Genomic DNA, 13076 nt, shown 5'->3' with positions numbered 1-13076 from the left:
CAGTCCGGGATTGCCCTGACAGCGAATTTACGTGCTCGAGGCCCGGTCGCTACGCCTGGTTCAGCAGGTCCTGGAACCGCTTCATGGCGAGGTCGTAGTTGTCCGCCCACCAGGTGCTGTCGACCGTCACCAGCTGCGCCCGGTTTTCCGGCTGGGTGGGGTCGAGCGACTTCAGACTCGCCGGCATCGCCTGGGTGGCGTTGGGATTGCAGGGGCCGACACCCTGCAGGCCGGTGAAGTTGACCTGACGCTGCGCCTCCTGCATCGAGGCGATGAACTTGAAGGCCTGCGATCCCGCCGGGTTGTTCTTCGGCACCACCCAGACGCCGGGATAGAGGATGCCGTCGGCCCAGGTCCAGCCAATCCGGCCATTGGTCTCCGCCGCCAACTGCACGGCGCGGCTGTGCCAGATGCAGGACATGCCGACCACCCGGTCGACCAGCATCTGCTTCGACTGCGCGCCGCTCTCCCAGGTCTGGAGATGCGGCTTCAGCTGCTTCAGCCGGTCCATGACCACGGTGAGATCGATCGGATAGACCTTGTTGCGCGTGGCGCCCGCCGAGAGCATCGCCGCCTCGAAGCCGCCGTTCATCCAGCGCCAGAGGCCGCGCTTGCCCGGGAACCGCTTCACGTCCCAGAAGTCGCCCCAGTTCTGCGGCGGCTGCTCCTTGTAGAGCTCGGTGTCGTAGGCCAGCACATAGGCATAGGTATAGCCGCCGACCCCATGGTCGAAGGCGAAGGGCGGCTCGATCAGATTGCGGTCGACGATCGAATAGTCGATGGCACTGAGCGCACCGGTGCGGCCGAGGCGGATCGCCGAATATCCATCGGCATCGCAGACGTCCCAGCCCACATCGCCCGAATCGACCATGTTGCGGATGGCGCCTTCGGTCGGCCCGGTGCCGTCGAAGACGATGGTCGGCCCGCCGGCATTCTGGAACGGGGTGGCGAAGGCGCGGGTGAGATTCTTGATCTCGGTCCCGCCCCAGGTCGCAAACACGATCTCCCCGCCGCTGCCGGGTGCCGCCGACGCCGGCAGCGTCAGCGAGGCACCCAGCGAAGCCAGAAGCGTGCGGCGGGACAGTCGCACCATTACTTCATGGTCGGCATGACGAACTCGGCGCCGGCGCGGATGCCCGTGGGCCAGCGCGAGGTGATGGTCTTCAGGCGCGTGTAGAAGCGAATGCCCTCCGGCCCATGCATGTGATGATCGCCGAACAGCGAGCGCTTCCAGCCGCCGAAGCTGTTGAAGGCCATCGGCACCGGAATGGGCACGTTCACGCCGACCATCCCGACCTTGATCTTCGAGGCGAACTCGCGGGCGGCGTCGCCGTCGCGGGTGAAGATCGCGGTGCCGTTGCCGTATTCGTGCTCGTTCACCAGCTTCACCGCGCTCGCATAGTCTGGCACGCGGACGACCGAGAGCACCGGGCCGAAGATCTCTTCCTTGTAGATCCGCATCTCCGGCTTCACGTTGTCGAACAGACAACCGCCGAGGAAGTAACCGTTCTCATAGCCCTGCAGCTTCAACGAACGGCCGTCGACCACCAGCTTGGCGCCTTCCTTGACGCCGAGATCGACGTAGGACTTCACCTTCTCGAAATGCTGCTTGGTGACCAGCGGGCCCATCTCGGCCTCCGGATCGGTGCCCGGCGCCACTTTGAGCGCGCGCACCTTCGGCGCGAGCTTGTCGACGATGGTGTCGGCGACCTTGTCGCCGACCGCCACCGCGACCGAGATCGCCATGCAGCGCTCGCCGGCCGAGCCATAGCCCGCACCCATCAGCGCGTCGGTCGCGAGATCCATGTCGGCGTCCGGCATGACGATCATGTGGTTCTTGGCGCCGCCCAAAGCCTGCACGCGCTTATTATGCGCGGTGCCCGTGTGATAGATGTATTCAGCGATCGGCGTCGAGCCGACGAAGGAGACCGCCTGGATTTCCGGGTTCTCCAGGATCGCATCGACCGCTTCCTTGTCGCCGTGCACGACGTTGAAGACGCCGTCCGGCAGGCCGGCCTGCTTCAGCAGCTTGGCGATCAGCAGGGTCGGGCCGGGATCGCGCTCCGACGGCTTCAGGATGAAGGTGTTGCCGGCGACCAGCGCGATCGGGAACATCCACATCGGCACCATGGCCGGGAAGTTGAACGGGGTGATGCCGGCGACGACGCCGAGCGGCTGGCGGATCGCCCAGGAATCGACATTGGTGCCGACATTCTCCGAGAACTCGCCCTTCAGCAGTTGCGGCGCGCCGGCGGCAAACTCGACCACTTCGAGGCCGCGGGTCAGCTCGCCCTTGGCATCGGAGATGACCTTGCCATGCTCAGCGGTGATCGCCGCGGCGATCTCGTCGGCGCGCTCGTCGCAGAGCTGCTTGAACTTGAACATGATGCGGGCGCGGGTCAGCGGCGGGGTGCCGGCCCAGCCGGGGAAAGCGGCGGCGGCGACCTTCACCGCGGCGTCGAGCTCAGCCTTCGAGGCGAGCGCCACCTTGGCCTGGACTTCGCCGGTCGCCGGGTTGAAGACCTCGGCCGAGCGGCCGCTCTTCCCCTGGACTTCCTGGCCGCCGATAAAATGATGGATGGTCCTCATGACGCTCTCCCGGGTGTTCGGATTTGGGTGGCAATATAGGTCAGCGACGCGCTGCGGCGAGCGCGGATCGCTGGAGCCAGGGATATAAGCGAAGGCCGGGGGCGGTGGTCAACATATTTATCGGTATGCTCAATATATTTAGCGGATTTCTGCCGCCGAGAGTGATTTCGCACGGCCGACTTCCTTCATAGAGTATCGACGGGTGCGCGGGAGGTCGTCATGGCTGATGCGATCAAAAACCTGGAACTCCGGAACGAGGAACTCCGTCCGGCAATCTTGACCGGCCTCGAACATGTCGCGGCATTGCATCGCCTCCAACTCAATCGCGCCGCGGCGGATCAAGCGCAGTTCTCCGACGCCTTCACGTCCAGCCTCGCCTCCGTCAACACGCTGCTGGCGGTGGCGGGCGTCGTCTGCCGCATCGGCGCCCCGCCGGTCGCCGATATCCAGATCGTCACGGACACATCAGGCAAGTTGATCCGCCGTTGCACGCATCCGGCGGCGCACAAGTGGGACATGAACGGGAGCCCCATCTAGTGGATTTCGGGCTCGGCAGCGCGATCAAGGGGCTACCCGCGCTGCTCGGCGTGATCCTCGGCATCCGCATGTATACCGGCGGCCTGCTGCCGGCTCAGCTCTGCATCGGGATCGCCGGCGGCGCGGTCGTATCCATGCTCGCTGGCCGCGGGATCATGCATCGCTGGCCGAGCATCGGCCGGTGGCTGATCGAGATCTGGATTCTGGCGGCGGTGGCGATGATCGCCGTCGCAACGCTGGCCGTGCTGTGGCTGAGCAATACCTCGCTGATCCCGGTGCTCGGAAGTCGCGACCCGGAAGCCGACAAGACCATTGCGAGCACTTTCGTCGGTGCGGTCACCGCCTACATGGCGCTCTTGTGGACCAAGGACATTGGCGACGGAACCGGCGCCTTCTGGCCGAGCACGCAGTTCAAGCGCGGCATGGCTGACGCATTCAAACTCATGCCGAACAAGCCGGTCGGCGGGTCGCAGCTCTCCGAGGCGATGTTCGAGGATGTGGTCGAGGGCTACGGCGATCTCGGTTGGGGCTTCCGCGCCCGCGGCGTGCGGGCGAAGCTCCTCGCCGCGGGCCTCTAAGCGGCTGGGCTGCCCAGCGTCTGTATCTCGGTGAACGCACCCCCGAGTGCCCGCGCGAGCAGCGCCGCGGCACGTTTGCGACTGGCCGCATCCTTGTAGCTGTCGTTGCGCATCTCGAACTCGACATAGGGGATGCCCGCCGCCTCGGCGTGGACCGGCAGGGTGTAGTCATTCTCCATGCTGACGACATAGGGCTCGTTCTCGCCGATCACGAGGCCGCCGGAATCCGCGGCGAGCAGATCGAAGACCCGCCGCCGCATCCGATCGTCCGGGCCGCTGATGACGCCGATATGCCAGGGCCGGAGCTTGCCGCCGGAAAGCTGCGCCGTGCAGCTGTGCATCGCGACGATGCAGAGCGGCTTCGGGCGCCGGGCGATCTCGGCGGCGATCCGGTCCTGATAGGGGCGCATGATCAATTCGTAGCGCCGCTTGCACTCCGCCTCCGTGAGGTCGGCATTGCCCGGCACGAGGACGCCGTCGCTGACCTTGGCGATGCTGTCGCGCGCCGTGGGTTTGCGGTTGCTGTCGATGACCAACCGCGAATAGGCCTGCCCGAACAGCGGCGCATCCAGCGCGTCGGCGACCGCGATGGCGATCGGCCAGATGTCGACGTCCCAGGCGATATGGTCCTGGAGATGCGCGGCGGAGAGGCCGAGGTCGCCCAGCCCTTTGGGCACGGCATTGCCCGCGTGATCGCTGACCAGCAGGAAGGGCGAGGGGCGCTCGGCGCCGTGGCTGAGCACGGGATCGGGATCGCCCGGCGCGAAGCCGCGCCATTCAGGTGCCGGCATGGGTGAGGATCCGCTCAGTAGACTTGCGCATACATCGAGAACAGGGTCTCGCGCTCGATCTCGGCGGTGTATTGCAGCTCGCCGCGCTTGTGCATGAGATAGGGCATCTTCAATCCCTCGGGCATCAAGGCGGCGGGCGCCTTCTCCAACTGGTCCAGCGCGTCGCCGAGGCTCGACGGCAAAGCTTCGATGCCGTTGGCCTTCTTCTCCGCGTCCGACATCCGGGCGATCTCGATCACCGTCGCGGCCTTTGGCAAGGCGAGCTTGCCGCGCAGTCCCATCAGCCCGGCGCGCAGGATCGCGCCCAGCGCCAGATGCGGCGTCGCCGCGGCATCGGCGGCGCGGTATTCGAAGTTGAAGCTCTTCTCGACCTTGGCGCCGGGCTTCTCGGAGACCGGGCAGATGCGCACCAGGGCCTCGCGGTCGCGCGCGCCGAGATTGGTGACCGAGGCGCTCCAGGCATTGGGCCGCAGCCGGTCGTAGGAGATGCGGCTCGGCGCCGTCACCGCGCAAAGCGCCCGGCCCTGCGCCAGGATGCCGGCGATGAAGGGCGCCGCGGCGGCGGAGACGCCGTTGGCGCCCTTGGGATCATAGGAGAGCGGCTTGCCGTTCTTGTCTTCCAGGCTGAAATGGATGTGGACGCCGTTGCCGACGCCGCCGGGCTTCATGATCGGGGTGAAGCTCGCGCGCCAGCCCTTGCGCCGCGCGGCGGCGCGCACGATCTGGCGCAGCTTCGCCGCGCGATCGGCGGCCTCCAGCGCCAAGGCAGGGCGCACCGTGACCTCGAACTGGCCCGGCGAATATTCCGGCAGGAAGGTGTCGGGCTCCAGGCCGGCGCGGTCGATGGCGGCCAGGATCACCTCCGGCAAATCGTCGATCTGCCGGATCGCCTCCAGCCCATAGGCGGACCCGAGGCGCGCCTCCAGATCCACCAGGGTGAACTCATGCTCGAAGGCGACGCGCAGGTGGAGGCCGAAGTCGTCGGCGAGTTCCTTGATCGCTGCCTGCAGGTAGGAGCGCGGGCAGCAGGCCCAGGGACTTCCGTCCAGTTCCTCGACATTGCCGAGGATGAAGCGTTCGACATGGCTACCGTCGCCGAAATCGATCACGCAATCGCCGGCGCGGTCCGGCCGCAGCAGCAGGTCGCCGGAAGCGCCCCAAGGGGTCGCCGGGATGGCGCCGAAGCAGTTGATCATGACGTTGGTCGGGGTCCAGCCGACGCCCTTCTCCCAGCGCTCGTCGAGCTCCCGCGCCGGATAGCCCTTGCCGCGCACCTGGCCGGCGAAATCGCTGTAGACCGCCATCACGAAGGCTTCTTTATGCACCGCCGCTCACCCCTTTCGAAACGCGAATCCCCGGCGGGCATAATGCCTGAACAAACCGGCGCGGTCTCCCCCCGGGGATGCGCCGATCTCGCCATCTCTCGGCGTCAATGTCCGCTTTGGGTCAGTAGCAGGCCTTAGTCAAGCTTAAGCGCCTTACGGCGATGCTGCGTGAACGCGTCCGCGTATGCACCACATGAATTGCGGATCGCATTGTCGAAAGTGCCTGGCTGGAAGCGCCGGAGGGTCTCCGCCACCTTATTGGAGAACGCCCACAACTGCGCTTCGGTCAGACCAGTCGTCTGCGCGGCGCCGTCGATTTCGTCGCGCTCGGCGGGCGTCATAAAATCGTAGATGACCTTTGACCCGCAGATGGTCCAGTCCCGTACAACTTCATCAGGAACACCCTCGACGGTAAACTTGGTCTTGGCGATCCAGTCTAGATAACCCGTGAACTGACCCGGCGACGCGATCATAGCCGATGGATTGAACATCGGATCAGCGTGGGCGCTGCTTGAGATGAGTAGCGCGATTGTGAATACGAATGACAATCGCATAAGCGGTCTTCACTCCTTAAAGGCGGCAGCGCCACTTTCTTCGGCATCGCCTGAATTGAGCGCGGGGTGAGGTTCACATTGTTCTTCCATGCCGCACAAGCGCCGCGATGTCCGCTTCGGGTCAGGAGCGGACGATCCTCAGTTAGAATTTAATCTCTTCAGACGTTTCCGGATCGATAATGATGTGATCCCGAACGCGCATATGGGAAGCGATGGACTTTATCAGGTCTGGATCGCTGCCGCTGGGAATGTGGATCCAGGCCAATGCGCGACCCCGGGCGAACTCCAAGAACTTACAAGCCGACTCCATGGCGTTCGTGTCTGCCTCCAATTGCTGCTCATGGCAGAAAGACGCGAAGTCTCTCGCCGAATACTCTCCGGCTTCAAGAGCCATGCGAAGATTTATGACGTGTGCTTGGTCTGGAATCGCACTCAATCCCAGAAAGGCCTCCGGCGGAATCCCGGCCGAATGCAATTGCTCCGCGATGTCCTTTCCATACTCTTGTGGCAACAAGTGGCCTGGCTTGGACCAAGCCTCCAACTCCCAAACTGAAATCATCTGCGTTGCCATATTGCTCGTCGTATCCCAACTGCGCGTGTTGGGTAACTCGGAGATCCGCTTTGGGTCAGCAGCGGATATCGGTCACCTTCTATCGTCATACCAGGCGCGCCACGCGCTCAGCATCTTTTGCCGCTTGGGCTCAAGCTCTTTGCTGAAACCGGAAACAAACTGCGAATTGTAGCCGACATCCAGGCCCGTAATGCGCTGCAAGGTATCAGCGGGAATCAGCGACGCCTGGAGATTGACCATCTTCGCATCCATGTACTCCAGCAAAACTGGTATCTCATGGATGGTGTAGACTCCTTTGACCGCGAGATCGTTCAGGCGCGTCAACGCAGCGCCATCCTTGCTAAGCTCTATGAGCGAGAGCCGCCGATCAGGCGGCACATCCCGGCTCAGGATTGCAAGCAGGATCGGAATGCCGTCCCCTCCCTGATCCATGATCTCCGCAGAAATGAACCGGATCTGCTCGTTGTCGTCTGCTTCCATCATCGCGTCGAAGAGCTCGCTGGACGAGCGCCCACACCCACTCGAAAGCGACAGAATCATCAAGACCAAAATGCGCCAGCGACTCAGAACTTCCTCCAAGAGATGTCAGTGCGATCGACTCCTAAATCACGTCTGCTGGATGAGACCAGCCAGCCACCGCCCCTCTGCAATCGAAAACTAATTCTAGCATCGCGCTGGAAAATAGGCTACATTATTGTGTGAACTATCGCTGTCTCGCCTAGCATACTAGGCGCGTCGACTCCGCCCGCCCAGTTATTCTCGCTCAACCCAAGCGGGCGACGATGCGTCATGCCTCCGTCCCCGGAGAACGTCCCCCCATGTCCACGCCCCTCACGCCGACCGCGCCCTATCCTGCCGCACCCGGCTCGCACGAATCCGTCCCACACCTCTTCGAAGTCGCCGCGGACATGGAATCGCTGCATCCGGCGGATGAGCGCGAAAGCCTCCTCACTTTGCCTGACGCCGACCCTGAACCCGCGCCGCTCGCCGCCGCCGCGCCGGAGCAGGCTGCGTCCGAGGAAATCGTGGCGCCAACCCGGACAGGACCCGGACAGAATGAGCATTCCCGCTGCGCGCAGAACTTCGGCGTCTGCGTCGACCCGGACCAAGGTATCGTTTTCTGTCAGGGCCTTGACGCGGCGCCAACGCAGACCGGACGCAGACGGAAGAAGCATTCCCGCCGGCAACGGAACGCCGCCGTCCGGGTCGACCCGGACCGGAACATCCTTTGCCGTCACGGCCGCGACCCGCCGCCAACCCGGACTGGACCCGGACAGAACAAGCATTCCCGCCCGGCGCAGCGCCGGCGCTCACAGCACCTTGGCGCAGCGCGCGAGGATATCGAGATAGCCTTCCGGCTCCCAGGCCGAGCGGCCGATGAACAGGCCGTCGATATGCGGGCAGGCGATCAGCTCGGCGCAGTTGCCGGGATTGACCGAGCCGCCGTAGAGGCAGGGGACGCGCCGGCCGAGCACGGCTTTCGCGACGGCGATGATCTCGCGCTGGCGCGCATCGGCATAGTCGGCGGTCGCCGGGATGCCGTTCTCGCCGATCGCCCAGACCGGCTCATAGGCGAGCAGGATCGGGGCCTGGCGCTGCGAGGTCGAGAGCTTGCCGAGCGCGCCCTTGACCTCGCGCTCCAGCACCTCGTCGGCGCGGCCGCTCTCGCGGTCGGCCATGGTCTCGCCGATGCAGATCAGCGGGATCAGGCCGTGCCGCACCGCGGCCTCGACCTTCAGGCCGACGGTCTCGTCGGTCTCGCCGAAATGCTCGCGGCGCTCGGAATGGCCGAGCTCGACCAGGTCGAGGTTGCAGTCCTTCAGCATCAGCGGCGAGATCTCGCCGGTCCAGGCGCCCTGGTCGGCCCAGTGCATGTTCTGCGCCCCGACCTTGAGCGAGCTGTTCGCGAGGATCTCCTTCACCTGCCGCACCGCGGTGAAGGGCGGGATCACGAAGCGCTGGATCCGGGGATCGCGCGCCGCATCCGCGCGCGCCAGGGCCTCGGCGAAGGCTTTCGCCGCCGCCAGGGTCTTGTTCATCTTCCAGCTGGTGCCGATCCAGGCAATCGGATCGCTCATTCAGCCGCTCCGCGCGCCGGCTCGACGCGGAGATCCTGGACGCCGCTGTCGATATGCGGCGCCCAGAAGGCGACGGATTCGGCGATCTGCGCGACCACCTGCCGGTCGGTCGGCTCGCGCTCCTTGAAGGAAAGCTCGAGGCAGATCTCGTTGTCCTTGCCGCCGCCTTCATGGAAGGCCTTGAGCAGAGGCTCCGGCTGGATGCGGCCCTTGGCGTTGTATTCGGCGATGAACGGACGATGACCGCTCTTGTCCATCATCGACTGCTTGATATGGATGATCGGCGAGAAGCGCGGCACCGCGCGCGCCCAGGCGTAGGGGTCGTAGTCGTCCGGGTTCGGGCTGGTGACGTCGCCGTGGTCGATGTCGGCCATCACCCACATCGGGATCGCCATCTTCGCGGCGGAGAGGCGGTCCTGCAGCTTGCGGAAGGCCTCGAGGGTCTCGCCGAACTCGCGGCCGATCGACATCGATTCCCAGAACAGATAGGTGAGGCCGGCGGCCTTGGCATGCTCGGCGACTTCCGACCAGCAGTCGATCGCGATCTGAATCATCTCCTCGCGCCGCTTCGGGTCGTTGTAGTCGCGGTGGGTGAGGATCGCGAACTGCGTGCCGATCGCCGTGCCGCCGAGATCGGCGGTGATGTCGGCCTGGGTCTTGAACCAGTCGATGTAATAGCGCCGCACGCCCGCATCGGGATGGCCGAAATGGTTGAGCCTGCCATAGGGCCCGGTCATGCCGGAGGTGACGCGCACGCCGGTGCGGCGCAGCGCGGCGTTCATGCGCCGGGTCAGGTCGCGGATCACCGGCACCGGCCAGGACGGGTTGATGAACTCATGGGTCAGCTGCAGGTCGCGGATTCGGATCTGCCGCGCGACGGTCTCGATCAGGTCCTCGGGCTCGGCGAAGCGGTTGACCAGCGGATTGGTGTTGAGCGAAAGCGTGAAAGCCATGGGCTGGACCCTGGATGGAATCTTGATATCCACGGGTCGCATGTTTTTTGCCGGGGCGCAATCCCAGGCTATGTCACTGCTTGTGACAGGGTCGGCTCCTGGGCCGTCAGCGCTTCCAAAGCGAGATCGGCGATCACCGGCAGATGGTCGGAGGCGCGCGCCGCCTCGGCATCGGTCCAGCATTGGGTGAGCGCGCCGGCCGGCCGGCAGAAGATGCGGTCGAGCTTGAAGAGGGGCCGGCGGGCCGGGAAGGTCCTGAGGAAGCTCCAGGCCGGCAGCAGGTCGTCGAGCGCGCGCCGCACCTCGCCGTGCCAGTCGTTGAAGTCGCCGAGCATGACCAGGCCCTCGCCCGGATCCGCGGCGCGGGCGAGGGCAACCAGCTTGCCGATCTGCCGCTTCCTTTCGCCCCAGCCCAGGCCGAGATGGGTGGTGATCACCCGGAACGGCCCGCGCGGGGTCCGGATCACCGCGTCAATCGCGCAGCGCGGCTCGCGGCGGCCGATGCTGACGTCGTGCAGGATCACCGTCTCCAGCGGCCAGCGGCTGATCAGCACATGGCCGTAGTGTCCGTCCTCGGCGACGATGGTGCGGGCTTCCGCCGCGTGGCTGCCGAGCGCCAGCTTCAAGGCTGCGAGCGGCAGGTTGGTCGGATCGCGGCCGCGGGAATCCACCTCCTGAAGTGCGACGATGTCGGGCTCGTGCCGGCGCGCGAGATCGATGATTCTTCCCAAGTCGTAGCGCCGGTCGGCGCCGATCCCCTTGTGGATGTTCCAGGTGAGGATGCGGGCCGTGGTCGGGGACTCGACCTGGGCGTTCATCCGAACAGCCGCCGCAATCGGCCGACAATCATCTGGATCCCGAGCGACAGCAGGATCGCCCCGACCAGAAGTCCCACCAACAGCGCGATCCCGCCGAACGTCGGGTGCGCGATGATATCGACGATGGTGCTGCCCAGCAGCGACATCACCAGGATGCCCGGTGCGAGGCCGAGCGCGGTTCCGACGATGTAATCGACAGGCGCGATATGCAGAGCCCCGGCCGCGAGATTCACCAAAGTGTACGGCGCCACCGGAATGAGCCGGATGGTGGTCACCGTGACGATGCCCTTGCCGTTGAGGCTCTGCTTGATGCGGTTGACGCCGGGACCGAAGTAATGCCGCAGCCGCCGTTGCCCGAGCTTCCAGCCGATCGAATAGGTGGTGAGCGCGCTGGCCATCGCGCCGAGCCCGGCATAGAGCATGCCCGGCCAGACGCCGAAGACCGCGGTGGTGCCGGCGATCAGCACCAGCAGCGGGAATCCGGTCAGGCCCAGCAGCGCAAAGACGGCGACCACCGCAAGCACCTCCCAGGGCCCGCGGATCGCCGCCAGCATATGCTCCCAATACTCGACATTGGCGACTGCTTTCAGTGGCGTCAGGCTCCAGACCGCCGCCAAGCCGCCCAGGACCAGCGCGACAAGGAGCAGCCAGAACAACGGCCCGCCCTTGCGGAACCAGCTCTTCTTCTCCGGTCCGGCCGAGAAGGGCGACAGGCCGACCAGCGACAGCGTCGGGTCGATCGGCTTCTCCGGATCGGCGATGGCGCCGAGCGCTTCGGTCATCGAATCGTCGCTGCCCGCGTCGTTGATCGGCTCCAGCCGCCGCTCCTGGCTGACATTCAGCTTGTCGATGGCCGCGCGCAAAGATCGACTCTCGGCAATGGCCGACGCGACGGCAGCGGGCTCGGTGCCGCAATGCTCCGCCAGCAGCCGGTCCCGGACCCGCAGGATCGCGGCGCGGGTGGCTGCGTCCTGCGCGATGATCGTGACGTCGAACTCGCTGTCGGTTCCCATGGAGCGGCGGCAGAGATTGGCCGATCCGACACGCACATACTGATCGTCGACGATCATCAGCTTCGCATGCACCTTGATCTGCGCCGCCTCCTCCGTCGCTTCGTTGCGCGGGGCGAGCAGCCGGATGCGCTCGCCGACGCCGTTCTCCTGCATGCGCTGCATGAAGCGCCGCCGGCCGGCGATCATGGCGGCGTCCTCCACCCAGCTCGGATAGGTCTGGCTGCAGATGATGACGACCTCAAGCTCCGGCTTCGCCTTCAGGACCTCGATCAAGGTCGCTGCGATGAGCTCGGAGGTGAGATACTGGTTCTCGATGTAGATGCTGCACTTGCCCTCGCGGATCATGCGGACGAACAGGCGCTCGATCTCGGTGATCGCCGCGGATTCGCCGAACGGCGGCTCGGTGCGCGACAATGCGACGTCCACATTGCGAAATTCCGGCTCGACCGTCTCCGGCCAGAGCCGCGCCGGCCGGTTCGCCACCGCCGGGATGTTCTCATAGGCGGCGCGCTGCCAGCGCGAGCGGATATATTCCGAGATGCATTCCGCGACCGGCCCATCCATCACGATTTGGATGTCATGCACCGGGGCATAGGGCGCGCCGTCCAGCATGCAGCGCCGCTTGTCGTCCGCCTTGTGGCAGCAATCGTCCCAGCGCGCCATCGTGAGATCCATGCCGCCGCAGAATGCCAAGGCGTCGTCGATGACGATCAGTTTCTGGTGGTGCGCCGAACCCATGGGGATGGCGTCGTCGAAGCAGAGATCGAGCCGCCGCGGCGTGTTCCAGCGCAAAGCCAGCGCCGTCGCCGGCAGCGGCTCGCGGCTCGGGGCATAAAGCAGCGAGAAGTCCCAGAGCAGGATGCGGATCCAGAGGTGCGGCTTGCGCTTGACCAACTCCGCCAGGAACGCGCCGAGGCGCAGCGGATAGCCGTCGGCCGCGATCTCATCTCCGGAACTGCTGAGCTCCGCCAGGCGGTCGACGTCCGCGGCGCAGCCGGGAAACGGGATGCGGCGGTCGAGATCCCAGCCGACGATATGGATGCAGCGCTCGGCCTTCAGCATCGCCGCGCGCAAGGCGAAGAAATAGGCCTCGGCATCGACCAGCACCGTGGCCCGCTCGGCCCTGGCGATGCGCCAGCAGTCCCGCCCCGGCCTAAGCGGCTCGGGGATATAGAAGTCCGGTGGCGACTCCGCCGTCGCCAGCGGCGACGACTTCAGAGCTGGTGCATCTTCTTCGCGCGCGCGCAAATTCTCGGCCCCGACACGTTT

13 protein-coding genes are annotated in these 13076 nt (G+C 65.5%); 2 read left to right on the top strand and 11 right to left on the bottom strand.

Annotated features, from left to right (window positions below; genetic code table 11):
- Positions 1–49: 49 nt before the first annotated feature.
- Both ACH2CY_RS06990 and ACH2CY_RS06985 read right to left on the bottom strand, forming a co-directional pair.
- Entirely contained in the window at positions 50–1093 is a 1044-nt protein-coding gene (locus ACH2CY_RS06990; RefSeq protein ID WP_395017501.1) for an extracellular solute-binding protein, read from the bottom strand.
- Positions 1093–2589, bottom strand: coding sequence for a CoA-acylating methylmalonate-semialdehyde dehydrogenase (locus ACH2CY_RS06985; protein ID WP_395017499.1), 1497 nt, complete (start codon positions 2587–2589; stop codon positions 1093–1095). The genes ACH2CY_RS06990 and ACH2CY_RS06985 overlap by 1 nt, the downstream gene beginning before the upstream one ends.
- 219 nt (positions 2590–2808) lie before the next feature.
- Between ACH2CY_RS06985 and ACH2CY_RS06980 the strand changes: the two genes are divergently transcribed.
- Both ACH2CY_RS06980 and ACH2CY_RS06975 read left to right on the top strand, forming a co-directional pair.
- Entirely contained in the window at positions 2809–3126 is a 318-nt protein-coding gene (locus ACH2CY_RS06980; RefSeq protein ID WP_395017497.1) for a hypothetical protein, read from the top strand.
- Positions 3126–3704: a hypothetical protein gene (locus ACH2CY_RS06975; protein WP_395017495.1), complete on the top strand. Its 579-nt coding sequence runs from the start codon at positions 3126–3128 to the stop codon at positions 3702–3704. Before ACH2CY_RS06980 ends, ACH2CY_RS06975 begins: the two co-directional genes overlap by 1 nt.
- Here ACH2CY_RS06975 and ACH2CY_RS06970 read toward each other — a convergent pair.
- The 9 genes from ACH2CY_RS06970 to ACH2CY_RS06930 all read right to left on the bottom strand — a co-directional run bounded on the left by ACH2CY_RS06970 (position 3701) and on the right by ACH2CY_RS06930 (position 13055).
- Positions 3701–4495: an N-formylglutamate amidohydrolase gene (locus ACH2CY_RS06970; protein ID WP_395017493.1), complete on the bottom strand. Its 795-nt coding sequence runs from the start codon at positions 4493–4495 to the stop codon at positions 3701–3703. The two genes, ACH2CY_RS06975 and ACH2CY_RS06970, sit on opposite strands and share 4 nt — an antisense overlap.
- A gap of 14 nt (positions 4496–4509) precedes the next feature.
- On the bottom strand, positions 4510–5820 hold the full coding sequence (locus tag ACH2CY_RS06965; RefSeq protein WP_395017491.1) for a glutamine synthetase: 1311 nt from the start codon (positions 5818–5820) through the stop codon (positions 4510–4512).
- Between the two features lie 134 nt (positions 5821–5954).
- Positions 5955–6374, bottom strand: a complete 420-nt coding sequence (locus ACH2CY_RS06960) for a hypothetical protein (RefSeq protein ID WP_395017488.1) — start codon at positions 6372–6374, stop codon at positions 5955–5957.
- A 142-nt stretch (positions 6375–6516) separates the two neighbouring features.
- On the bottom strand, positions 6517–6945 hold the full coding sequence (locus ACH2CY_RS06955) for a hypothetical protein (protein WP_395017485.1): 429 nt from the start codon (positions 6943–6945) through the stop codon (positions 6517–6519).
- A gap of 72 nt (positions 6946–7017) precedes the next feature.
- Positions 7018–7428 (bottom strand): hypothetical protein, encoded by a 411-nt coding sequence (locus ACH2CY_RS06950; protein WP_395017484.1) that lies wholly within the window; start codon positions 7426–7428, stop codon positions 7018–7020.
- Between the two features lie 827 nt (positions 7429–8255).
- Positions 8256–9023 (bottom strand): triose-phosphate isomerase, encoded by a 768-nt coding sequence (locus tag ACH2CY_RS06945; protein ID WP_395017482.1) that lies wholly within the window; start codon positions 9021–9023, stop codon positions 8256–8258.
- Positions 9020–9976, bottom strand: coding sequence for a TIM barrel protein (locus ACH2CY_RS06940; protein ID WP_395017480.1), 957 nt, complete (start codon positions 9974–9976; stop codon positions 9020–9022). Before ACH2CY_RS06940 ends, ACH2CY_RS06945 begins: the two co-directional genes overlap by 4 nt.
- 68 nt (positions 9977–10044) lie before the next feature.
- Positions 10045–10794 (bottom strand): endonuclease/exonuclease/phosphatase family protein, encoded by a 750-nt coding sequence (locus tag ACH2CY_RS06935; protein WP_395017478.1) that lies wholly within the window; start codon positions 10792–10794, stop codon positions 10045–10047.
- Positions 10791–13055 carry a VTT domain-containing protein gene (locus ACH2CY_RS06930; protein ID WP_395017475.1) on the bottom strand — a complete coding sequence of 755 codons (2265 nt, stop codon included), beginning with the start codon at positions 13053–13055 and terminating at the stop codon, positions 10791–10793. The genes ACH2CY_RS06935 and ACH2CY_RS06930 overlap by 4 nt, the downstream gene beginning before the upstream one ends.
- Positions 13056–13076: the final 21 nt, after the last annotated feature.

Origin of the sequence: Dongia sp. (assembly GCF_041905885.1) — a bacterium.
In the GTDB taxonomy this organism is placed as follows: Bacteria; Pseudomonadota; Alphaproteobacteria; order Dongiales; family Dongiaceae; genus Dongia.
The sequence above is the reverse complement of the archived record's forward strand: the minus strand, read 5'-3'. Positions and strand labels throughout refer to the sequence as shown.